The sequence below is a fragment of the Streptomyces sp. MUSC 14 genome (genome assembly GCF_001866675.1).
Taxonomy (GTDB): Bacteria; Actinomycetota; Actinomycetes; order Streptomycetales; family Streptomycetaceae; genus Streptomyces.
On record NZ_MLYN01000038.1, the window covers coordinates 119107 to 140939 of the forward strand.

At 72.5% G+C, this 21833-nt stretch carries 19 protein-coding genes and 1 tRNA gene; 15 read left to right on the forward strand and 5 right to left on the reverse strand.

The genetic code is table 11. The annotated features are described in order from the left end of the window. The first annotated feature begins 51 nt into the window (after positions 1–51). The 7 genes from BIV25_RS25145 to BIV25_RS25175 all read left to right on the forward strand — a co-directional run bounded on the left by BIV25_RS25145 (position 52) and on the right by BIV25_RS25175 (position 6228). Positions 52–1257 (forward strand): ATP-binding protein, encoded by a 1206-nt coding sequence (locus BIV25_RS25145; protein WP_177235406.1) that lies wholly within the window; start codon positions 52–54, stop codon positions 1255–1257. Beyond that, positions 1254–1655 (forward strand): roadblock/LC7 domain-containing protein, encoded by a 402-nt coding sequence (locus BIV25_RS25150; protein ID WP_071374680.1) that lies wholly within the window; start codon positions 1254–1256, stop codon positions 1653–1655. The genes BIV25_RS25145 and BIV25_RS25150 overlap by 4 nt, the downstream gene beginning before the upstream one ends. Continuing rightward, positions 1652–2023 (forward strand): DUF742 domain-containing protein, encoded by a 372-nt coding sequence (locus BIV25_RS25155; RefSeq protein ID WP_071374681.1) that lies wholly within the window; start codon positions 1652–1654, stop codon positions 2021–2023. Before BIV25_RS25150 ends, BIV25_RS25155 begins: the two co-directional genes overlap by 4 nt. Next, positions 1998–2612, forward strand: coding sequence for an ATP/GTP-binding protein (locus tag BIV25_RS25160; RefSeq protein ID WP_071374682.1), 615 nt, complete (start codon positions 1998–2000; stop codon positions 2610–2612). Before BIV25_RS25155 ends, BIV25_RS25160 begins: the two co-directional genes overlap by 26 nt. 100 nt (positions 2613–2712) lie before the next feature. After that, the gene (locus tag BIV25_RS25165; RefSeq protein ID WP_071374756.1) at positions 2713–4017 is read left to right on the forward strand and encodes a cytochrome P450; all 1305 of its coding nucleotides are present in this window, start codon (positions 2713–2715) and stop codon (positions 4015–4017) included. A 157-nt stretch (positions 4018–4174) separates the two neighbouring features. Beyond that, positions 4175–5437 carry a cytochrome P450 gene (locus tag BIV25_RS25170; RefSeq protein ID WP_071374683.1) on the forward strand — a complete coding sequence of 421 codons (1263 nt, stop codon included), beginning with the start codon at positions 4175–4177 and terminating at the stop codon, positions 5435–5437. After that, on the forward strand, positions 5434–6228 hold the full coding sequence (locus BIV25_RS25175; RefSeq protein WP_071374684.1) for an enoyl-CoA hydratase/isomerase family protein: 795 nt from the start codon (positions 5434–5436) through the stop codon (positions 6226–6228). Before BIV25_RS25170 ends, BIV25_RS25175 begins: the two co-directional genes overlap by 4 nt. A gap of 34 nt (positions 6229–6262) precedes the next feature. Here the strand turns inward: BIV25_RS25175 and BIV25_RS25180 are convergent, their stop codons facing one another. From BIV25_RS25180 to BIV25_RS25190, 3 genes are all read right to left on the reverse strand, one after another. Beyond that, the gene (locus tag BIV25_RS25180; RefSeq protein WP_071374685.1) at positions 6263–7132 is read right to left on the reverse strand and encodes a cellulose-binding protein; all 870 of its coding nucleotides are present in this window, start codon (positions 7130–7132) and stop codon (positions 6263–6265) included. A gap of 327 nt (positions 7133–7459) precedes the next feature. Further along, positions 7460–10177 carry an SUKH-4 family immunity protein gene (locus BIV25_RS25185; protein ID WP_071374686.1) on the reverse strand — a complete coding sequence of 906 codons (2718 nt, stop codon included), beginning with the start codon at positions 10175–10177 and terminating at the stop codon, positions 7460–7462. A 10-nt stretch (positions 10178–10187) separates the two neighbouring features. Beyond that, the gene (locus BIV25_RS25190) at positions 10188–11198 is read right to left on the reverse strand and encodes an SMI1/KNR4 family protein (protein ID WP_079176876.1); all 1011 of its coding nucleotides are present in this window, start codon (positions 11196–11198) and stop codon (positions 10188–10190) included. 263 nt (positions 11199–11461) lie between these two features. Between BIV25_RS25190 and BIV25_RS25195 the strand changes: the two genes are divergently transcribed. Both BIV25_RS25195 and BIV25_RS25200 read left to right on the forward strand, forming a co-directional pair. Beyond that, complete coding sequence (locus BIV25_RS25195) at positions 11462–11977, forward strand: YwqJ-related putative deaminase (RefSeq protein WP_071374687.1); 516 nt, start codon at positions 11462–11464, stop codon at positions 11975–11977. An 82-nt stretch (positions 11978–12059) separates the two neighbouring features. Continuing rightward, a complete protein-coding gene (locus tag BIV25_RS25200) occupies positions 12060–12596 on the forward strand; it encodes an SUKH-3 domain-containing protein (RefSeq protein WP_071374688.1) in 537 nt (178 codons plus the stop codon). Positions 12597–12626: 30 nt separating this feature from the next. On the opposite strand, the gene BIV25_RS25205 is transcribed toward BIV25_RS25200, so the two are convergent. Beyond that, positions 12627–13943: a sensor histidine kinase gene (locus BIV25_RS25205; RefSeq protein ID WP_071374689.1), complete on the reverse strand. Its 1317-nt coding sequence runs from the start codon at positions 13941–13943 to the stop codon at positions 12627–12629. Positions 13944–14081: 138 nt separating this feature from the next. Here BIV25_RS25205 and BIV25_RS25210 point away from each other — a divergent pair. The 6 genes from BIV25_RS25210 (at position 14082) to BIV25_RS25235 (ending at position 18899) form a co-directional block, all read left to right on the forward strand. Further along, positions 14082–14153 (forward strand) — tRNA-Gln (locus BIV25_RS25210). 123 nt (positions 14154–14276) lie between these two features. Next, positions 14277–15725 carry a bifunctional UDP-N-acetylglucosamine diphosphorylase/glucosamine-1-phosphate N-acetyltransferase GlmU gene (glmU, locus tag BIV25_RS25215; protein WP_079176877.1) on the forward strand — a complete coding sequence of 483 codons (1449 nt, stop codon included), beginning with the start codon at positions 14277–14279 and terminating at the stop codon, positions 15723–15725. Between the two features lie 153 nt (positions 15726–15878). Beyond that, positions 15879–16859, forward strand: a complete 981-nt coding sequence (locus BIV25_RS25220) for a ribose-phosphate diphosphokinase (RefSeq protein WP_071374691.1) — start codon at positions 15879–15881, stop codon at positions 16857–16859. Between the two features lie 209 nt (positions 16860–17068). Beyond that, complete coding sequence (locus BIV25_RS25225) at positions 17069–17662, forward strand: 50S ribosomal protein L25/general stress protein Ctc (protein ID WP_071374692.1); 594 nt, start codon at positions 17069–17071, stop codon at positions 17660–17662. A gap of 75 nt (positions 17663–17737) precedes the next feature. Further along, a complete protein-coding gene (pth, locus tag BIV25_RS25230) occupies positions 17738–18340 on the forward strand; it encodes an aminoacyl-tRNA hydrolase (protein WP_071374693.1) in 603 nt (200 codons plus the stop codon). A gap of 52 nt (positions 18341–18392) precedes the next feature. Continuing rightward, positions 18393–18899 carry a hypothetical protein gene (locus tag BIV25_RS25235; protein WP_177235408.1) on the forward strand — a complete coding sequence of 169 codons (507 nt, stop codon included), beginning with the start codon at positions 18393–18395 and terminating at the stop codon, positions 18897–18899. A 72-nt stretch (positions 18900–18971) separates the two neighbouring features. On the opposite strand, the gene ppc is transcribed toward BIV25_RS25235, so the two are convergent. After that, positions 18972–21716: a phosphoenolpyruvate carboxylase gene (gene ppc, locus BIV25_RS25240; RefSeq protein WP_071374694.1), complete on the reverse strand. Its 2745-nt coding sequence runs from the start codon at positions 21714–21716 to the stop codon at positions 18972–18974. Positions 21717–21833: the final 117 nt, after the last annotated feature.

Consider the following 21833-nt stretch of genomic DNA (forward strand, 5'->3'; position numbering starts at 1 on the left):
CTGCAGGACTGAGGCCTGCTCCCCCGTGCGACGCGACTTGAAGAGAGTCTCATGACGTCATTGACCCAAGATCCACTCCTGTGGATCTTGATTGTTGTGCTCGCTGCTGCGGTGATCGCAGTACTGCGGGCCAGGAGAACCAACCAGGCTCTCCGAAGAAAGAAGAACGACCTCGAAGCCGGCCTCACCGCCGCCCGCGGCGAGGCCGGCCAGCTGCACGCGCACATCGCGACGCTGAGCGCACAGCACGACCACGACCTGGCCGACGTCCGCGCGGACGCCGAGTCGGCGACCAAGGCCGTGCTCAAGTCCGCGATGGGCACCCTGCAGTCCCTCGCGGAGGAGCAACAGCTCCTCCTGGACGGGCTGTTGAAGAAGTACGGCGACGACACCGGCGTACTCGCCGACCTGATGTCCGTCGATCACACCGGCAGCCAGTTCGGCCGCCGCGCGAAGGGCATCTCGGTGCTGTGCGGCGGCTGGCTGGGCCGCCGCGACAGCGCCGCCAGCGTCTACGACGTCGCCCGCAGCGCCCAGGGCCGCATCAAGGACTTCAGCCGCGTCGGCGTCCACTCCCAGGTCAGCATCTCCATCGCGAACAAGGCCGTGGAACCGGTCGCCGTGGTCCTCGCCGAGCTGCTGGACAACGCGACCAACTACAGCGCCCCCGGTACGCCGGTCGAGGTCAACATCCAGGCCGTGCCCACCGGCGTGTGCTTCATCGTCGACGACGCGGGTCTCGGCATGGACCAGGAGACCAAGGACCGCGCCGCCGCCCTTCTGTCCCCCGACCGCCCCGTGGACATCACCGCGCTCGGCGACCCGCCCCGGTTCGGCTTCGCCGTCTGCGGCATGCTCGCCGCCCGCTACGGCTTCGCCGTGTCCGTCGGCTCGGTCTCGCCCTACGGCGGTGTGCGCGCAGTGATCCGTGTCCCGGAGGACCTCCTGACCCCCGACGTCCCGCAGCCCGAGCCCGTCCAGGAGCCCGGCATCGAGGAGGCCCCCGCCCCGCAGCGGCTGGCCCCGGTCCCGGTCGTGGGCCCCTCGCACGTGGTGGGGACCACCCAGGGCGGTCTGCCCAAGCGCCGGCGGCGCAAGGGCCCCGTGTCGGTGGCGGCCGTGCCCGACGCCGTGAACCCCGCACAGGAAGGCACGTCCGTACCCGCCAGCGAGGTGACGGCGTCGCGGATCGGAGCGTTCGCCCGCGGCACGCTGCTCGGCCGGGACAACACCACGGAAGGACCTCAGAACCAGTGAACACCGACCTGTCGTGGGTGCTGAACGACGTGCTCGAGGTGCGCGGGGCCCGCCACGCCATCCTCGTCTCGGGCGACGGCCTGCTGCTGCAGCGCTCCGACGACATCAGCCGGGACGACGCGGAGACCAACGCGGCCGCGATGAGCTCCATGCAGTCGCTCAGCCGTGCCGTCGCCCACTTCGTCGGGGCGGGTCACGGGATCTGGAAGCAGACGCTGCTGGAGTACGACGGCGGCTGGATCTTCCTCAGCGCCGCCGGCCAGGGCTCCTACCTGGCGGTCTCGGCTGCGCTGGACGTCGACATGGAGGCGGTGTCGTTCCGGATGCAGAAGACGGTGAACGCACTCAGCAAGGCGATGAGCGTGGCGCCCCGCTCGGAGAGCGGTGCCCGCTCATGAGGACGCCCGGCGAGGAAGCAGTCACCAGCGACTTCGTCCGCTCCTATGTCATCACCGGCGGCCGGAGCCTGCCCACCTCCGAGGACCTGGCCCTGCACACCCTCGTCACCCTGGCTCCCGAGCGGACCCTTCCGCTGGGGGCCGGCCCCGAGGTCCGGGCGATCTGGGAGCTGGTCTCGGGCGGATACCTGTCCGTCGCCGAGGTGGCCGGCCACCTCGAACTGCCCGTCGGCGTCGTCCGGTTGCTGCTGACCGATTTATCGGCACAGGGGCACCTGCTGCTGCGCGCCGCCCCGCCCCGACACCAGAACGTAGACAGAGCGACCCTCGAAAAGGTTCTGAATGGACTCCAATCCCTCATCGGCTGAGACGGCGGGCGGGAGCACAGGCCGCTCCATCTACGTCTCCAGCGAGGTGACCAGCGCGGCGAAGATCCTGGTGGTCGGGCACTTCGCCGTGGGCAAGACGACCCTGATCGGCTCGCTGTCGGAGATCACCCCGCTGCGCACCGAGGAGAAGATGACGCAGGCGTCGCTCCACGTGGACGACCTGCACGGGGTGACCGGCAAGACCACCACCACCGTGGCCCTCGACTTCGGCCGGCTCACGCTGAGCGACGAACTCGTGCTGTACCTGTTCGGCACCCCGGGCCAGCAGCGGTTCATGCAGCTGTGGGAGGACATGGCCCGCGGTGCGCTCGGCGCCCTGCTGCTGGTCGACCCCGGCCGGCTGGAGGAGACGTTCCCCGTCATCGACCTCATCGAGAGCTACGGGCTGGAGTACGCCATCGCGGTCAACACCTTCGAGGCCGGCCGGGTCTACGCGGAGGCGGAGGTCCGCGAGGCGCTCGACCTGCTCCCGGACACCCCGGTCGTCTACTGCGACGCCCGCGACCGCCAGTCCTCCGGCCACGCGCTGATCGCGCTGGTCCGTCATCTGCTCGACCGCGCGGCCTGACCAGCCCGCCGGCCCGCCCCCGGCCCCCGCGCCGGGAACTGGAGAAAGAAGTTTCATGGACAGCCCGATCGCATCCGCCGCCGTCGGTGGCAGATGCCCCATGCACGACGCCGCGTTCGCCGCCGACCCGCACGAGGTCTACGACCGGCTGCGCGCGAAGGCGCCGGCCGGCCCCGTCGAACTCGCGCCCGGGGTCGACGCCACCCTGGTCGTCGGGTACGAGACGGCGCTGCGCGTCCTGCAGAACCCCACGCTCTTCGCCCGCGACGCCCGCCGCTGGAAGGCCCTGAACGAGGGACGCATCGGCCTGGACAACCCGGTCCTGCCGATGATGGCGTACCGGCCCAACTGCCTGTTCACGGACGGCGCGGTGCACCTGCGGCTGCGCAAGGCCGTCACCGACAGCCTGGCGCGGCTCAACATCAGCCGGATCCGCCGCGACGTCGAGCCGATCGCCGACTACCTGATCGACCAGTTCAGCGAGCGCGGCCGGGCCGACCTGCTCAACGACTACGCCAAGCTGCTGCCGCTGCTGCTGTTCAACAAGCTCTTCGGCTGCCCGGCGGACATCGGCGACACCCTCACCAGCGCCATGTCGGCGATCTTCGACGGCAAGGACGCGGTGCGTGCCAACGAGGAACTCACCGCCTGCCTCATGGCGTTGATCGCCCTCAAGCGCCGCCAGCCCGGCGACGACGTCACCTCCTGGCTCATCCAGCACCCGGCGGGCCTGACCGACGAGGAGCTCAAGGACCAGCTGGTCATGCTGATGGGCGCGGGCGTCGAACCCGAGCGCAACCTCATCGGCAACGCCCTGCTCCTGCTGCTCGCGCCCGACGAGGACCAGGGCGCCGGCATGCTGGTGGAGGAGGCGATCGACCATGTGCTGTGGCACCAGACGCCGATCGCCAACTACGCCACCCACTACCCGCTCCAGGACGTCGACCTCGGGGGCGTGGTGGCCGAGACCGGCACCCCGGTCGTCATCAGCTTCGCCGCCGCCAACAGCGACCCCACGCTGGCCGAGGCCCGGCGCGCCCACGGCAAGGGCGCCCACCTGGCCTGGGGCGCGGGCCCGCACGCCTGCCCGGCCAAGGACCCGGCGCAGGTCATCGCGGTCACGGCGGTCGAGCGGCTGCTCAACGCGCTGCCCGACCTGACCCTGGCCGTCGCCGAGAAGGACCTCCAGTGGCGGCCGGGCCCCTTCCACCGGGCGCTGGCCACCATGCCGGTGGCGTTCAGCCCGGCGCCGGCCACCCGGATGACGGCGCACCTCCGGAGCCGGTCCGCGCACGCCCCGGCGGAGCAGCCGCACCCGGTCGCGCCGGCCGCCGCGGCCACGCGTCAGGAACCGGCCAGGAAGAAGGGTTTCTGGAGCTCGTTCCTGGACATTTTCCGCGTCTGACACGGAACCGGGCGCCGTACTTGTGGCGGAAAAGTGACGGCGGTGAAATCCAGCCACCGCATGTGACAGGAGCAACACACAGAGACGCATGATGCGGGGGAGGGGAAGGGTAGGTTCCGGCGGTATCGGTAGCGCCCATGCCACAAAGGAGCTTCGCGTGACCGCCGTTGGCGACATACGCGGTACCACGACCGACCGCCGGGCCGCCATCTCCCTTCTCCGTCGCCTGCGTTCCGGCGAGGGGCAGGCCAACCCCCTCCCCGTCTGGGCCGGTTTACGCGCTCTGGGCGATGTGGTCCCGGCTCCCTGGGGCGGCTTCTTCGTCACCGGATTCGACGCCTGCAACCAGGTCCTGCGCGGCCGGGACTGGCTGACCCCGGACTTCGCCTGGCAGCAGCGGCAGCCCGACACCGAGCGTTGGCATGCGCCTGCCACCCAGGAGATGACCCGGACCCTCTCCCGGCTCAACGCGCCCGCTCACACGAGTCAGCGCCGCGCCCTGGGCAACCTCTTCGACCGCCGCACGCTGGAGGTCATGGAGCCGCAGATCACCGCCCACGTCACCCGGCTCCTGGACCGCCTCGACGAAGAACTGCGCACCCGGGGCGAGGCCGACTTCGCGGCCGTCGTCGGTGAACAGCTCCCCATCCACACCGTCGGCCGGTGGCTCGCCATCCCCGAGGAGCACTATCCGCACATCCTGAGCTTCACCCACCGCCAGGTGCACGCCCAGGAACTGCTGCCGACCAAGAGCGAACTGGCCGTGTCCGCCGAGGCCACCCTGGAGATGCGGGTCTTCTTCACCCGCCTGCTCAGCGAGCGGCGCGCCCGCCCCGGGGACGACGTCCTGTCCGGCTGGATCCGCTACTGGGACGCCGTGCACGCGGGCGACCGCGCGGCCGCCGACCAGATCCTCTACGACCTGACGATGTTCATCACCATCGCCTCCCTGGAGACCACGGCGACCCTGCTGACCAACGCCGTGTGGCTGCTGACCGGCGAGTCCGCCCGGGCCGAGCGGCTGCGCCGCCACCCCGAGGACCTCGACGACGCCATCGACGAGGTCCTGCGCTACGACCCGCCGATCCACCTCAACTCCCGGGTCGCCGCCGACGACACCTTCCTCGCCGGGGTGCCGATCGCCCGGGACACCACCGTCCACGTCCTGTACGGCGCCGCGAACCACGACCCCCGCCGCAACCCCGAGCCGCACGTCTTCGACATCCGGCGCCGCGGCAGCCACCTCACCTTCGGCGGTGGCGCGCACTACTGCCTCGGCGCAGCCCTCGCACGGCTGGAGGCCCGCGTCCTGCTCACCGAACTGCTGTGCCGTTTCCCCGCGTTGCGGCCCATCGAGCCACCGGTCTACGCCCCTCGTATGGTCTTCCGACGCGCCGCCTCCCTGAAAGTGACGACATGACGCCCGCCCCGCCCCTCACCGCGTTCCCGGCCGGCCGGATACTCAAGACCCTGCGCACCGACCGGCAGGGCCCCGTGCTGACCATCGAGCTGAACCTCCCCGAACAGGGCAACGCCGTCACCGACGCGATGCTGGACGACCTGCTGACCGTCCTCGTCGCCGAGGACCCCGCCGTCCGGGTGCTGGTGCTCCGCGCGGCCGGCCCCGACTTCTGTCTCGGCGGCGACCGGAGCGAGTTCGCCGAGCACCTCGCCGCCGACCCCGCGGCGAGCGGCATCCGACTGTCCGGCACCAAGGCGCGCCGCGTCTGCGACGCGCTCACCGCCAACCCCGCCGTCACCATCGCACGCGTCCAGGGCAAGGCCATCGGGGCCGGCCTCGCCCTGGCCCTCGCCTGCGACCTGCGGGTCGGCGCCGACGACGCGACCTTCCGCCTCCCCGAACTCGCCCTCGGCCTGCCCACCGCCTGGGGCGGCCTGCTCCCGCGTCTGATCAGCGAGGTCGGCGCCGCCCGCGTACGCGAACTCATCCTCACCGGACGTGTCTTCGACGCCGCGGAGGCCGCGGCCCTGTCCATCCTCCAGAGAACCGTCCCCGCCCACGAACTCGACGCGGCCGTCAGCGCCTGGGCCAGGCCCGTCGTCCGCCGCCCCCCGACCGCCCTGAGGGTCACCAAGACCCTCCTCAACTCCCTGTCCGCCGCCACCCGCCTCGCCGACGCCTCCGCCTTCGACGCCGAGCTGATGGCGGCGGTGGTGGCAGAACAGTTCCGCTCCCACGAGACCGGCTGAGCACGACCAGGGGGTGCCGTCCAGGCGACACCCCCTAGTCCACGGCGCGCCCCGTCAGCATCATCAGGCGGTTGCGCACGGTGTCCATCTGCGCGTGCACGACGTCCCAGGTCTCGCCGTGCTCGCGCAGCACCTGTTCGGTCTCGGCGGCGATGCGTTCCTCGCGCACGCGCGCGTGCGCGAGGAGTTCGTCGGCACGCACGCGTGCCTCCTCCTGGTCGCGGACCGCCGTCTCCTCGATCTCCCGCAGGGCCCGCTCGGCCGCGGCCAGCTCGGCCTCGGCCCGGCTCATCCGCTCGGCGTACCGCGCGTCCAGCGTGGCGGCCCGCTCGGCGTGCTCGCGCTCCACCTCGGCCCAGCGCTCGGTGTGCTCCCGGGACTGCTCGCCGAGCATGCCCTCGGTGCGCTGCCGTACCTCGCGCACCGCCGAGAGCGCCTCCGTACGGCCCGCCTTCACCGCGCGCCGGCTGCCGATGCGGAAGTCGTCGGCCTCGGTGCGCGCGGCGAGGAGGAGCCGGTCGGCGTGGTCGTCGGCCTCCGCGCGGAGCGCGTCCGCGGCGTCCTGTGCCTCCTGGAGCGTACGCGCGGCGTCCGCCTCGGCCTGCGCGATCCGCTCGGCCGCCGCACGCCGCGTGCGCTCCCCGAGGTCCGCCGCCTCCTGCTGCACGACCTGGAACAGGCGCTGCGCGGACTCCCCGAGCGTCTCGTACGTCTGCGGTACGAGCCGGGCGACCGTCTCGCGCGCCCGGGCGGCCTCCTCCCCCATCTCCCGGGCGAGCACGGTCAGCCGCGCGGCGCGTTCCCACGCGGCGTCCCGGTCGTCGAACAACGCCCGCACGAAGGCTTCCACCTGTTCGGGACGGTAGCCGCGCCCCCGGACGGTCACAAAGCCGTGCGGCGGCATCGATGCACTGCTGCTCACCGTGGGAACCCCTCTCCACCAGACATCCATGACATACCCGACAGGTTGATTTCGCGCACATCTTGATGGATCGGGCGGAAGTGTTCATAACGCGACACTCCGCAGCCACGTCACGCTCGAATACCCGCACGCCGCGATCGGCGTCGTACGGACGGCCGTTTGCCGCGCCTGCCCGGCACGGCAGACGATCAGGCCGCGAACCCGTTCGGCCGACGGGCTCCCGGGTGGAACACGGGACGGCCGTACAACGCAGGATGCCCTTCACGCACGCGTGAAGGGCATCCTGGACTCACCACCGGACGGCGTCCGCTACAACAGGCCGTCCCACATCTGCTCCAGCAGCACCGACCACCAGCTCTCCGGCGAACCGAGCGCCGCCGGGTCCAGCGCGGCCAGCTGCGCCTGGAAGTCCACGGTCCAGCGGCCCGCCTGCTCCTGGTTGAGGCCGTACCGCAGCCGCCACATCCGGCCCAGCAGGGCCAGACAGCGCGCGAACTCCGGCAGCCCGGTGTTCACGAACTGCGGCGGCACCGGAGCACCGCCCGGGCCCGCCTCCACGGGGACGGCCACGATGTTCGCCGTGCCGTACTGGACACAGATCGCCCGGCCGAAGTCGGTGCCCATCACGAGGTACGAGCCCGCGTCCGCCGCCGGCTGCACCCCCCGCTCGGCCGCCAGCTCCGCCAGCGTCGGCACCGGCCGGCCCGGCTGGGCCTGCGCCCAGAAGAACGGCCCCATGTCCACCGGCAGTCCGGCCACCACCAGCGTGTGCGCCACGACCGGCGGCACGCCCTGTCGCGACACCGCCTGCTGCTCGAACCGGAACACCGCCGGCCCGAACGCCGCCGCCAGCTCCTGCGCGACGGCGTCCGGCGGGACGGGCGGCGCGGGCTGCACCGGCGGCAGCGGCGCACGCACCGGCGCGAGTCGCGCGGGCCCGTCCGCCACCTGGTGCAACTCGCCCTGGTGCGCCAGCAACTGCTGCATCCCCTGCTGCCGGCTCGCATGGTCCGTGCCGTACGGCGCGATGCTCGCGATCCGAGCCTGCGGCCACTGCTCCCGGATCATCCGCGCGCAGTAGGCACCCGGCAGCTCGCACGACTCCAGCTCCGTGTGCAGCTCCAGCACCTGGTCCGACGGCACGTTCATCGCGCGCAGCTCATGGAAGATCTGCCACTCCGGATGCGGCGTGCCCGGCGCCGAACGCCGGATCAGCTGCTGCTCCGAACCGTCCTGCGCGCGGTAGCGCAGCACGGCCTGGTAGCCGGGGCCGACCGTCGGCTGCCCCTGCGGCGGATACCCGTACGCCGGCTGCTGCCCCGGAACGGGCCCGCCCGGCGGCATCGGCTGCGGAGCGCCCGGCGGCATGCCGGGGGCGCCCGGACCGGGCGGGGCGGGCGGGGCGGGCGCGCCCGGTCCGCCCACCGGCGGCGCGGCGAGCATGGTCTCCGCCTGGTGCACGGCACCCCGGCCGCCACCGGGCGCACCGGGACCGGCGGGAGCGCCCGGAGGCTGCGGAACGCCGGGGGCACCAGGGGCTGCGGAGACCCCGGGGGGTCCCGGAGGCTGGGGAGCGCCGGGCGCGGGAGGCATACCCGGAGCGCCGGGAGCGCCCGGCGGGGCCGGCGGCTGCGGCGCGCCCCCGCCCAGTTGGCTGGGGTCGGCCAGCATCGTGGCCGCCTGATGCACGTTGCCTCCGGGCGGGGCAGGCGGGTTGGGAGCGCCCGGCGTACCCGGGCCCTGGAGTCCCTCCGGTCCGAGCGCGGGCGCGAACTGCGTCGGCACATACGCGTTCGCGGACGCGCCCGGCGCGGGCGGCGGCGTCGGACTCCCCGGGCGCGCGCCCGGCATGCCCGGCGCACCCGGCGGCGGAGGCGGCGCGCCCGCGCCACCGCGCGCCTTCCTCGGCGGCGGTGTGGCCTTGCCCGTCGCGGCGTCCGCGATGTCCCCGGCGTTCGGCGCGAGCGACCGCCCGGACGTGCCGGAGTCCGCCGACATCAGCGACGCGTCCGGGACACCGCCCGGCGCCTGCGGATAGCCGTACGAGGGGGCTCCCGCAGGAGGCGGGGGCGTGTGGGCGCCCGGGGGCGGGAACGGGGCGGCGGGCGCCGGCGCCTGGGCCGGTACACCCGGCGGAGGCGTGCCGGGTGCGCCCGGCGCCTGCGGATAGCCGTAGGGCGGCGTACCGGGCGGCGGGGGCGGGGGCGTGCCGGGCTGCGCGGCGCCCGGCGCGGCAGGAGCCGCGGGCACCCCGGGTGCACCGGGCGCGCCCGGTACCCGGGAAGCGTCGAGCGCCGGCGCGACCGCCGTCGGCGGCAGCTGGCTGCCTCCCGACATCAGCGCCGTCTTCGCCTCGGGCGTGGACGCCGGAGGCCGGGGCACGTCGGGCCCGCTCAGCGGCGGCGCGAACACCGTCGCGGGCAGCGGAACGGAGCGGTCCTCCTCACCGGGGTCCGCGTTGGTGTCCGTACCGGCCCACGGCGTCGACCCCACCGGCACGTCGGCAGCGGGCACCCCCGGGGGAGGCGCGGCCACGGGAGGCGCGGCCGCCGGCACTCCGGCCTGCGTCTCCGCCGGCCCCGTACCACCGGCGGCCGAAGCCCCGGCTCCGGCACCGGCTCCGGACGCGGCATCCGGGCGCCGCTCCCCGATGCCCAGTTTGTCCGCCGCCTCCTGCAGCCATTCCGGCGGAGTCAGCAGGAACGACGTCTGGTTCAGGTCGATTCGGGCGGGCGCCGGCGCCGGTGCCGCACCCTGCGGGCCGTCGGGACCGCCGTACTCCTCCTCGAAGCGGCGGATCACCTCACCCACCGGCAGCGCCGGCCACAGCGTCGCCTCCCCGCTGTCCCGGGCGATGACGAGCCGCTGCCCGCCCCCGTCCGAACGCGGGCCCTCCGCCCGGTCCTCGCCCCACACCACGAAACCCAGCTCGAACTCCCGCACCCGCACCTCACGATGCTGGTACGCGGGCACGTCGCCGTTGATCCACTCCTCGGCGCGCTCCTGCGCCTGCGCGTAGGTCACCATCGCCTGAAGCTCACTCCCCCACCGGACCGGACGACGCCGGACCGGACGACACCGGGACGACATGGGCGAAACCGCCGTCGACCATCAGATTCGCCACCGTCTCCAACTCCGGCGGACTACCCGCCAACCGGGACAGGAACGCGTCGAAGTCGTCGCCCGCGGGCAGCAGCAACCGCTCCACCCGCTCGGCCGGCGACCACGACGGATCCACGTCCCGCACATCGTCGTACGCGCAGAACCACACCGAACCCGGCCGCGCGCCCTTCACCTTCACCGCGAGCAGGCCGCCCTGGACGAAGGCGACGCCGAGGTAGTCCTTCGTCAGGTGGTCGCGCAGACACTTGTTGACGTACACGAGGTCGTTGACCGCCGCCTCGTCGCGCACCGTGAAGAACGGCTGGTCCACCAGCAGGCCCAGTTCGGCGTCCAGCGCCGTGCCCACCGGCGCGCAGCCGCCCGCCGCCTTCAGGAACGAGCGGTATGCGCCCGGCAGCCGGTAGCCGAGATCCTCCTCGACCCCCAGCACCTGCGCCTCCGACACCGCCACACCGGACTTCGGCAGCCCGAAGTGCGCCGGCCGCGTCTCCTGCAACGGCCGCGTGCCGCGCTTGCCGTGGTCCACCGGCGCGGTCGCGATCCCGCCGTGGTGCCGAAGCAGCGCCTTCACCTCGACCGGGACCAGCTCCAGCCGTCGCGTACCCGCGACGTGGTGCCACGTCCAGCCGTGCGGCGTCGCCACGTCCGGCACCGTGTCCCACAGCTCGTGCCGGTCCGCGGCCAGCGCGGCGTTGGCCGACACGAAGTCCGTCAGCCGCAGCTCGTCGACCCCGAACCCGTCCGGCGGCTCGGCGATCTCCACCGCCACGCGCGCGTACGGAGCGAAATCCGGGTGACCGCGCTCGTCGACCCGTACTCCTCTCGGGTGACGCGCTGCCCGGACCGGATCCGGGAAGTGCACGACCTGCCCGGCGTAGGCCGCGTTCGGCGGCGCGGCTTGCTGCCCGAGCCGACCTGTCGTCATGGCGGTAGCCCCCTGGGCGTTCTCTCAGGCCTCAATCGGCGGTGTCGATCGGCGGATGGCGACAGCCTATGCGGTACACGCACCCCGGTCACCGGCCCACCGCAACCCCGCGGAAACCACGCCTCCGCTTCCGTGACCCGCCGTCACCCCACCGTGACGACCAGCCCCGGCCCTGGCGTGTCGCGCCGCCCCAGCTTCCGCACCAGCCACGGCATTTGGCACCCTGTGTCCTTCGGGGGGATGCCCGGGAGGGGAAGACGATCATGAATACCTTGCACCACGGAGGTACCGACGTGCGCTCCGGCGACCCCCGGATCGGCTGGAGCGGACCCGACGCGCCCCCCGCCCCCGCGCTCCGCCACCGCCGCGACGGCATCCTGCCCACCGTCGCCGCCGCCCTCTCCGTCCACGGCGCCACCCTCACCGGCACCGCCGCCCGCGGCGACACTCCCCCCGCCCTGCACCACCTCGTCCAGGACTTCCTCGACACCCTCACCAGCGCCCAGCGCGACCGCTTCACCGGCCGCTGCGCCGAGACGATCCTCATCTCCCGGCACATCACCGCCGCCGACGCGACCCGCAGCAAACGCGCCGCCCGCAAGCCCATGACCAACGGCGAGGCCCGCAAAGCCCTCAAACACGCCAAACTGACCGCCCGCCGCATACGCGAGGACGGCGACCCCCTCCACGGGAGTTTCGCCACCCCCTGCCGCGCCTGCACCGCCCTCAGCTCCCACTTCGGCGTCCGCATCGTCGACCCCACGGCAACCGACGGCTGACCCGCGGCAACCGACGGCCGAAAACCGCCGTCACTCCCAGTACCAGCGCCGCACCACCGCCGGCATGACGAACGAAGGGCAGATGCACCCCGACCACGCCACCACCCCCAAGCTCCCCCGCCCCGCCGCCGAGCACGGGGCAACCGCACCACGCTTCTCCGTCCCCGTCGACGCCGCCCTGCGCTCCGCCGGCTGGCAGCCGGGGCGCTGGGACATAAAACAAGCCGAGTTCTGGGCCGACACCCTGCGCGAGCACACCTCGCCCGCCGGCCACCGGCACACCGTCTTCCCCGCCGCGGTCGAGGCCTGGGCGGAATTCGGCGGACTCCGCATCACCCCCGGCGGACCCGGCCGCCAGGTCGCGCCCGCCACCCTCCACCTCGACCCGCTCCACGGCCGCCACCTCGCCCGCACCCTCGGCGACCTCGGTCTCGCCCTCGGCACCGAGCTGTGCCCCCTCGGCCAGGAGACCGACACCGCCGCCGCGCTCGCGATCGACGCCGAAGGCCGTGTCTACACCCTCGACCACACCGGCGACTGGTACGTCGGCCCGGACATCGACCACGCCCTCGCCGTCCTCGTCACGGGCATAGAGCCGGTACGCCTCACCGCCGGCTGACACACAGGAGCGGGGCGGGCCCGCGGGCGGCTACGCCGCCGGAATCACCGCCGACACCCTGAAACCCCCCGCGTCCGTCGGTCCCGACACGAACACGCCGCCCAGTGCCGCGACCCGCTCCCGCATTCCCACCAGGCCGTTCCCGCCCGACGGCAGCCCGGCCGCGGACGCGGAACCCGGCTCCGGCGGCGCCTCGTTCTCCACCTGCATCGCGATCTCCGACACCCGGTGCGCCAGCCGCACATGCGTCTTCGCGCCCGCCGCGTGCTTGTGGACGTTCGTCAGCGCCTCCTGCACCACCCGGTACGCCGTCTGCTCGACCTGCGCCGCGTACGAGCGCGCCTCCCCCATCACCGACAGCTCCACGGCCATCCCCGCCGCCGCCGACTGCCCGATCAGCTCGTCCAGCTCGGACAGGCACGGCCCGTCCCCGGGCGCCGTCTCGTCCACCGCCCGGTCCGCCGCCGCCGCGGCCGCTTCCCCGACCGCCGCCAACGGCACCCCCGCGCCGCGCCGGCCGCCCACGTCCTCACCGGCCCGCAGCACGCCGAGCATCTCCCGCAGCTCGGTCAGCGCCTGACGCCCCATGTCCCCCACCAGAGCGGCGTTGCGCACCGCCTTCTCCGGGTCCTTCCGCGCCACCGCCTGCAACGCCGCCGCGTGCACCACCATCAGGCTCACCCGGTGCGCCACGACGTCGTGCATCTCCCGCGCGATCCGCGTGCGTTCCTCGCCCCGCGCCCACTCGGCCCGCTCCTCCGCCCGCTCCGCGAGCAACTGGAGCTCACGCTCCAGGCTGTCCGCCCGCTCCCGCAGGCTCTCCATCAGCCGCCGCCGCGCGCCCACGTACAGCCCGAACAGCAACGGCGGAGCCGTCAGCCCCAACGACGTCGTCACCGCCGCGAACGGCACGAACCAGTCGCCCAGCGTCAGATCCCCGCTCGCCGTGCTCTGCCGCACCCGCACGAACGTCACGATCATCGTGCCCAGGAACGACATCCCCGCCAGCGCGCCGATGACCCGGCGCGGCAGCTCGCAGGCGGCCAGCGTGTAGAGGCCGACGATGCCCATCAGGAAGCCCATCTCGGCCGGCGTGATCGCGATGGCGACCAGCACGACGGCGATCGGCCACTTCCGCCGTACCAGCAGCACCGCACCGGCGAGCAGCCCGAACAGGACGCCCGTCCACAGCGGGATGCCCGCGTCCCGGGCGAACGGCACCCCCTCCGCACCGCACTCCAGAGCCGACACCAGCGCGAGACTTCCGTCGAGCACCGCACTGCGCCACCTGGCCCACCACCAGGGCCCGGTCAGGCCCTCGGTGTGCTCTTCCCCCGTCATGGTCATGCGTCCAGCCTACGGGCGACCGGTCCGCCGTCCCGAGGGAATAGCGCCGACTTGTACCGTCGCGTGGAGGGCGCCCGGTACGGCATAGTAGGAGGCGCCGCTCGGCAGCCCGACCAAGCGTCCGGTTTGTCGAGATAGTCCCCCGTGGTGTAATTGGCAGCACTGTGGCTTTTGGTGCCATCTGTCCGGGTTCGAGTCCTGGCGGGGGAGCCTTGTCGCGTTCGGGCCCTGACCGGTGTCATCACCGTCAGGGCCCGCTCTCATGTCCGCCCTACGTCCCCCCGGTATCCTGCGGCTGTCATCCCCACCCATCCAGAGCCGAAGGGCAACCCCGTGAGCGCCATTCGCCCGGCCGCCGTCGTCGTTCTCGCAGCGGGTGAGGGCACCCGTATGAAGTCGGCCACGCCGAAGGTCCTGCACCAGATCTGCGGCCGTTCCCTCGTGGGCCATGTGCTGGCCGCCGCCCGCGAGTTGGACCCGCAGCACCTCGTGGTCGTCGTCGGACACGCCCGTGAGCAGGTCGCCGCCCATCTGAACGAGATCGACCCCGGCGTGCGGACCGCCGTGCAGGCGGCGCAGAACGGCACCGGCCACGCCGTACGGATGGGCCTGGAGGAACTGGGCGGCACCGTGGACGGGACCGTCGTGGTCGTGTGCGGCGACACCCCGCTCCTCACCGCCGGGACGCTGCAGCAGCTCGCGCGGACGCACGCCGCCGACGGCAACGCCGTGACCGTGCTGACGGCCGAGGTGCCGGACGCGACCGGGTACGGGCGGATCGTGCGCGACGAGGCCACCGGCGCGGTCACCGCGATCGTCGAGCACAAGGACGCGACCGAGGCCCAGCAGGCGGTCCGGGAGATCAACAGCGGGGTGTTCGCGTTCGACGGGCAGCTGCTGGCGGACGCCCTGAAGAAGGTGCGGACGGACAACAGCCAGGGCGAGGAGTACCTGACGGACGTGCTCGGGATCCTGCGGGAGGCCGGGCACCGGGTCGGGGCGTCGGTGGCGGGCGACCACCGGGAGATCGCCGGGATCAACAACCGGGTGCAGCTCTCCGAGGCGCGCCGGATCCTCAACGACCGGCTGCTGACGGCCGCGATGCTCGACGGGGTGACCGTGATCGACCCGGCCACCACCTGGGTCGACGTGACCGTCACCTTCGAGCGGGACGCGGTCGTGCACCCGGGGACGCAGCTGACCGGCGCCACGCACCTGGGCGAGGGCGCGGAGGTCGGGCCGAACAGCCGGCTGAAGGACACCGAGGTGGGCGCGGGCGCACGGGTGGACAACACCGTGTCCGACTCCGCCCAGATCGGTCCGCACGCGACCGTGGGGCCGTACGCGTATCTGCGGCCGGGGACACGGCTGGGCGCCAAGGGCAAGATCGGCACGTACGTCGAGACGAAGAACGCCTCGATCGGGGAGGGGACGAAGGTGCCCCACCTCTCCTACGTCGGTGACGCGACGATCGGCGCGTACACGAACATCGGCGCGGCGAGCGTGTTCGTGAACTACGACGGCCAGGACAAGCACCACACCACCGTCGGGTCGCATTGCCGGACGGGTTCGGACAACATGTTTGTGGCTCCTGTCACGGTCGGGGACGGTGCCTACACCGCCGCGGGATCCGTGATCACGAAGGACGTGCCGCCCGGTTCGCTGGCCGTGGCCCGCGGTCAGCAGCGCAATATCGAGGGCTGGGTGGCCCGGAAGCGTCCGGGGAGCGCCGCGGCGAAGGCGGCCGAGGCGGCGTCCCGGCAGGGCGAGAGCGAGGACTGACCGGAAACGTGTGCGCCAAACACGGCGTACCGTGATAAGTGCACATCCGCACGCGTGCACCCGACCCCTACCAGCTGGTTCGGCCCCTCATGCCCAGACGGGAGGCCGTACGAGCAGCCGGCTGGATGAGACAACCTCTGAGGAGACAGTGCTGTGACCGGGATCAAGACGACCGGCGAGAAGAAGATGATGTTCTTCTCCGGCCGCGCCCACCCCGAGCTTGCCGAGGAGATCGCCCACCAGCTGGGTATCGGGGTCGTCCCGACCAAGGCCTTCGACTTCGCCAACGGCGAGATCTACGTCCGGTACCAGGAGTCGGCACGTGGTGCGGACTGCTTCGTGATCCAGAGCCACACGGCTCCGATCAACCAGTGGATCATGGAGCAGCTGATCATGCTCGACGCGCTGAAGCGTGCGTCGGCCCGTTCCATCACCGTGATCGTGCCGTTCTACGGTTACGCGCGGCAGGACAAGAAGCACCGTGGCCGTGAACCGATCTCGGCGCGTCTGATCGCCGACCTGATGAAGACGGCGGGTGCGGACCGCATCCTGACCGTGGACCTGCACACCGACCAGATCCAGGGCTTCTTCGACGGTCCCGTCGACCACCTGTTCGCGCTGCCGCTGCTCGCCGACTACGTGGGCGACAAGGTGGACCGGGACAAGCTGACGGTCGTGTCGCCGGACGCGGGCCGGGTGCGGGTCGCGGACCGCTGGTGCGACCGGCTGGGCGCGCCGCTGGCGATCGTGCACAAGCGGCGCGACAAGGACGTGGCGAACCAGGTGACCGTCCACGAGGTCGTGGGCGAGGTCAAGGGCCGCGTGTGCGTCCTGGTCGACGACATGATCGACACGGGCGGCACGATCTGCGCGGCCGCCGACGCGCTGTTCGCGCACGGCGCCGAGGACGTCATCGTCACGGCCACGCACGGTGTGCTCTCCGGTCCCGCCGCGGACCGGCTGAAGAACTCCCGGGTGAGCGAGTTCGTGTTCACGAACACGCTGCCGACGCCGGGTGAGCTGGCGGCGGACCTGGACAAGATCAAGGTGCTGTCGATCGCCCCGACGATCGCGAGCGCGGTGCGTGAGGTCTTCGAGGACGGTTCGGTGACGAGCCTGTTCGACGAGCAGTGAGTCGCTGAAGATCCTTTTGGGTGCGGCCTCCCCGCCGAGTAGACTGCTGAAGTTGCTCGGCGAGGGAGGCCGTACGCGTATGTACGGCGGTCCGTTATCGACGCGCTCTTCGTAGCAGGCCGTTCGTGGCCGGGTGACCTCCCCCACTCTCGACTCCGCTCGAGCGGGGGGACCCCCAGTCGTTCCTACCTCTACGAGGAGTGATCAGCATGTCCGAGGTGAAGCTCGCCGCCGAGACCCGTACCGAGTTCGGCAAGGGTGCCGCCCGTCGCATCCGCCGCGAGAACAAGGTTCCGGTCGTCCTGTACGGCCACGGCACCGACCCGGTCCACCTGACCCTGCCGGGCCACGACCTCCAGATGGCGCTGCGTACGCCGAACGTCCTGATCTCCCTGGACATCGACGGCAAGGCCAACGAGCTGGCGATCCCGAAGGCCGTCCAGCGTGACGCGATCAAGGGCTTCCTGGAGCACGTCGACCTGCTGCTGGTCAAGCGTGGCGAGAAGGTCACCGTCGAGGTTCCGGTGCACACCGAGGGCGAGCTGGCCCCGGGCGGCAACCTGCTGGAGCACGTCCTGACCGCCCTGCCGGTCGAGGCCGAGGCCACGCACATCCCCGCCGCCGTGACGGTGTCCGTGGAGGGCCTGGAGGCCGGCGCCTCCATCCTCGCCAAGGACATCACGCTGCCCAAGGGCACCACGCTGGCCGTCGAGGAGGACGCGGTCGTGCTGCAGGTCCTGGCCGCGCAGGCCGAGGAGGCCGAGGGCGAGGCCGCCGAGGGCGAAGAGGCCGCCGAGGCCTGAGCGCCGTAGGCGTCGTCAACTGTTCAGCCGCCGCTCCCTTGTCCGGGAGCGGCGGCTGGCGCGTATCAAGGAGACATGGACGTGACCACCGCCACCAGTGACCCCTGGCTGATCGTCGGGCTCGGCAATCCCGGACCGGAGTACGCCATGAACCGGCACAACGTCGGCTTCATGGTGGTGGACCTGCTCGCGGAGCGGATCGGGGGGAAGTTCAAGCGGGCGGGCAAGGCGCAGGCGCAGGTGCTGGAGGGACGGATCGGGCCGGCGGGACCGGCGAGCCGCCGGGTGGTGCTGGCGAAGCCGACGTCGTACATGAACCTGTCCGGCGGCCCGGTGAACGCGCTGAAGGACTTCTACAAGGTGCCGGTGGCGAACGTCGTCGCGGTCCATGACGAGCTGGACATCGACTACGGCGTGCTGCGGCTGAAGCTGGGCGGCGGGGACAACGGGCACAACGGCCTGAAGTCGATGACGAAGGCGATGGGCGCGGACTACCACCGGGTGCGGTTCGGGATCGGGCGGCCGCCGGGGCGGATGCAGGTGGCGGACTTCGTGCTGAAGGACTTCTCGTCGGCGGAGCGCAAGGAGCTGGACTACTTCGTGGACCGCGCCGCGGACGCCGTGGAGTGCCTGCTGGCGGAGGGACTGGAGCGGGCGCAGGGCGCGTACAACTCCTGACATGTACTTCTACGGCGGACACGCGAGTTGACCCGTCGCGTGGGTATGGCCAATGATCCCGGCCATGCCTGCCACCGCCACCACCGCCCGCCAGGTGTCCGTGTCCGCGTTGCGCCTCGGGCGGGTCGCGGCGATGGGCGCGGTCGCCGCGTTGATCGTGTTCGCCGGGGTGTGGGGGTCCTGGGGGACCGCGCAGCACGTGATGCTGTCCAAGGGGCGGGAGGCCGGCACGGTCCGGGTGACCTCCTGCGCCGGGAGCACGTGTGCCGGCCCGTTCACGCCGACGTCCTCGGGGTCGCGGGCACGCGCGCGCGTGGAGCTGCCGAAGTCGGTGGCGGTGCGCCCGGGACAGACGTACGACGTGGTCCTGAAGCCGGGTACGACGGACGCGGTGCGCTCGGGGCCGGCGGGGATCCTGTACGCGTGGGTGCCGCTGGGCGGGGCGCTGCTGCTGGCCTCGGTGGTGGTCGCGGGCGGGATGCGGCTGACGCGGGTGGCCTGGGTGCTGGGGCTGTCCGGCGCGGGGCTGCTGACGGCGGCGTTCGTGGCGATCCAGTGACGCGAAGAAGAGAAGGGTGCCCCCGGGGTCGTACGACCCCGGGGGCACCCTTCTCTTCTTCGTGCGCTCCGGTCAGCCGGTGTTGCGCAGGCCCGCCGCCACGCCGTTGACGGTCAGGAGCAGGGCGCGGGAGAGCGTCGGGTCGGCCTCGGTGCCGGCGGCGGCCGCGTCGCGCTGGCGCTTGAGCAGGGCGACCTGGAGGTAGGAGATCGGGTCCAGGTAGGCGTCGCGGATGGTGAAGGTCTGCCGCAACGCGGGCTGGGCGTCGAGCAGTTCACGCTCGCCCGTCACCCGCAGGACCTCGCGGACGGTCAGCTCGTGCTCGGCCTTGATGGTGTCGAAGACGTGCTTGAGGTCGTCGGGGACGAGGGTGTCGACGTAGTGCTGGGCGATGCGCAGGTCGGTCTTGGCGAGCGTCATCTCGACGTTGGAGATGAAGTTCTGGAAGAAGTGCCACTGCTCGTGCATCTCGTCGAGCACGGTGTCCCCTTCCTGCCGCAGGCCCGCCTCGCGCAGGGCCTTCAGACCGGAGCCGACGCCGAACCAGCCGGGGACGATCTGGCGGGACTGGGTCCAGCCGAACACCCACGGGATGGCGCGCAGGCCGTCGAGCCCGGCGCCGGAGTCCGGCCGCCGCGAGGGGCGCGAGCCTAGGTGCAGGTCGGCGAGCTGGTCGACGGGGGTGGAGGCGAAGAAGTACGCCGGGAGGTCCGGGTCCTCCACGAGCCTGCGGTAGGCGCCGTGCGCGGCGTCCGAGACGACGTCCATGGCGGCGTCCCAGCGGGCGAGGGCCTCGTCGGACTGGCGGGGGGCCGTGTGCAGGGCGGAGGCCTGGAGGGTGGCCGCGACGGTCAGTTCCAGGTTCTCCCGGGCGAGGGAGGGGATCAGGTACTTGTCGGAGATGACCTCGCCCTGCTCGGTCACCTTGATCTCGCCCTCCAGGGTGCCCCAGGGCTGGGCGAGGATCGCGTCGTGGGAGGGACCGCCGCCGCGGCCGACGGTGCCGCCGCGGCCGTGGAAGAGGCGCAGCCGCACGCCGTAGCGGTGGGCGACGTCGCGCAGCCGGCGCTGGGCGCGGTGGATCTCCCACTGGCTGGTGGTGATGCCGCCGAACTTGGAGGAGTCGGAGTAGCCGAGCATGACCTCCTGGACGTCCCCGCGCAGCGCGACCAGGCGCCGGTAGGACGGGTCGGAGAGCATGTCCTCCAGGATGGTGTCGGCGGCGCGCAGCTCGTCCGTGGTCTCCAGCAGCGGCACGATGCCGATCCTGGCCCAGCCCGCGTGCAGGTCGATCAGGCCGGCCTCGCGGGCGAGGACGGCGGCGGCGAAGACGTCGTCGGCGCCCTGGCACATGGAGATGATGTACGACTCGATGACCTCGGGGCCGAAGACCGTCAGGGCCTTCTTGACGGTCTCGAAGACGCCGAGGGTCTTGGCGCCGGCCGCGTCGACGGGGGCCGGGGTGGGCGCGAGCGGCCTCCTCGACCTGAGCTCCTTGGCGAGGAGCTTGGCGCGGTACTCACGGGGCATGTCGGCGTAGCGCCAGGACTCCTCGCCGAGCCGGTCGAAGAGCTGGCCGAGGGCGTGGTGATGGGCGTCGGCGTGCTCGCGGACGTCCATGGTGGCGAGCTGGAGGCCGAAGGCGGCCAGGGTGCGGATGACACGGCCGAGGCGGCCGTCGGCGAAAAGGCCGCCGCGGTGCTCGCGCAGCGATGTCTGGACGAGCCGCAGGTCGCTCAGCAGCTCGCCGGTGCCGAGGTAGTCGCGGCCGTCCACATGCGGGGTGCCCGTGGCGAGGCGCTCCTTGGTGTTCTCCAGCTTCTGCCGGATGCAGGTGGCCTTGAGCCGGTAGGGCTCCTCGGCGTTGAGGCGCTTGTAGCGGGGGCTGATCTCGGGCAGCCGCTCCAGGTCGGTCGCGAGGGAGGTCAGCAGTTCCTCGGTCGCGCCGGCGTAGCGGATGGAGTTGGAGAGCAGGCCGCGCAGCTCGTCGATGGTCTCCAGGGCGTCGTTGATGCCGTGCTCGTGCTGGAGGATGAGGACGTCCCAGGTGACCTGGGGGGTGACGTTGGGGTTGCCGTCGCGGTCGCCGCCGATCCAGGTGCCGAAGGTGAGCGGCCGGGTGTCGTCGGGCAGCTTCACGCCGACCCGCTCCAGCTCGGCGGTCAGGTCCTCCAGGACGTCGCCCACCGCCTCGGCGTGCAGCTCGTCGAGGTAGTAGATGGCGTTGCGGGCCTCGTCCGCCGGTTCCGGCCGTACGACGCGCAGCTCGTCGGTCTGCCACACCAGGTCGATGTTCTCGGCGAGGCGGACGTCGTGGCGGCGGCGGTCGGAGTCCAGGACGGGGGCGTCCAGGAGGGCGGCGATGCGCCGGAGCTTGTTGAGGACGGAGCGGCGGGCGGCCTCGGTGGGGTGCGCGGTGAAGACCGGGCGCACGTTGAGGTGCCGGACCGTCTGCTTCAGGTGCTCGGGGTCGGCGTCCTTGAGCCGGTCCGCCGTGCGGGCGAGCAGGCCGCCCTCGGCGGCGCGGCGGGCGCGCAGCTCACGGCCGCGGTGCACCTGCTCGGTGACGTTGGCGAGGTGGAAGTAGGTGGAGAAGGCGCGGACCAGCTTGGCCGCGGTCTGCAGTTCGGTGCCGCGCAGCAGCTCGGCGGCGGCCTCGCCGTCCTCGCGGGTGAGGCGGCGGACCTTCTCGACCAGGTCGAGCAGTTCCGGGCCCTCCTGCCGTACGAGGGTCTCGCCCAGGAGATCACCCAGGCGGCGGATGTCGGCGCGCAGCTCGCTGCCGGTCGTGGTGGTCTGGTCGTCGGCACTGCTCACAGGTGCGGCTCCTTGCAGTGTGGAACGTCTGGCGGGAACCCGGCGGTCTGCCACGCGGCGGGGAGCCGCATACGGGCCGGAGCGTCCGGGAAGGAAACTTCAGCGGACCGCGCTGTC

What these genes read in the sequence shown, in the direction of transcription:
- BIV25_RS25145 (WP_177235406.1), top strand. Translation starts at nt 52, where the DNA reads ATGACGTCATTGACCCAAGATCCACTCCTGTGGATCTTGATTGTTGTG.
- BIV25_RS25180 (WP_071374685.1), bottom strand. Translation starts at nt 7,132, where the DNA reads ATGCCGCCGCACGGCTTTGTGACCGTCCGGGGGCGCGGCTACCGTCCC.
- BIV25_RS25235 (WP_177235408.1), top strand. Translation starts at nt 18,393, where the DNA reads ATGATCCCGGCCATGCCTGCCACCGCCACCACCGCCCGCCAGGTGTCC.
- BIV25_RS25200 (WP_071374688.1), top strand. Translation starts at nt 12,060, where the DNA reads ATGCACCCCGACCACGCCACCACCCCCAAGCTCCCCCGCCCCGCCGCC.
- BIV25_RS25225 (WP_071374692.1), top strand. Translation starts at nt 17,069, where the DNA reads ATGTCCGAGGTGAAGCTCGCCGCCGAGACCCGTACCGAGTTCGGCAAG.
- BIV25_RS25195 (WP_071374687.1), top strand. Translation starts at nt 11,462, where the DNA reads ATGAATACCTTGCACCACGGAGGTACCGACGTGCGCTCCGGCGACCCC.
- BIV25_RS25165 (WP_071374756.1), top strand. Translation starts at nt 2,713, where the DNA reads ATGCACGACGCCGCGTTCGCCGCCGACCCGCACGAGGTCTACGACCGG.
- BIV25_RS25185 (WP_071374686.1), bottom strand. Translation starts at nt 10,177, where the DNA reads ATGGTGACCTACGCGCAGGCGCAGGAGCGCGCCGAGGAGTGGATCAAC.
- BIV25_RS25155 (WP_071374681.1), top strand. Translation starts at nt 1,652, where the DNA reads ATGAGGACGCCCGGCGAGGAAGCAGTCACCAGCGACTTCGTCCGCTCC.
- BIV25_RS25205 (WP_071374689.1), bottom strand. Translation starts at nt 13,943, where the DNA reads ATGACCATGACGGGGGAAGAGCACACCGAGGGCCTGACCGGGCCCTGG.
- BIV25_RS25175 (WP_071374684.1), top strand. Translation starts at nt 5,434, where the DNA reads ATGACGCCCGCCCCGCCCCTCACCGCGTTCCCGGCCGGCCGGATACTC.
- pth (WP_071374693.1), top strand. Translation starts at nt 17,738, where the DNA reads ATGGACGTGACCACCGCCACCAGTGACCCCTGGCTGATCGTCGGGCTC.
- BIV25_RS25190 (WP_079176876.1), bottom strand. Translation starts at nt 11,198, where the DNA reads ATGACGACAGGTCGGCTCGGGCAGCAAGCCGCGCCGCCGAACGCGGCC.
- BIV25_RS25160 (WP_071374682.1), top strand. Translation starts at nt 1,998, where the DNA reads ATGGACTCCAATCCCTCATCGGCTGAGACGGCGGGCGGGAGCACAGGC.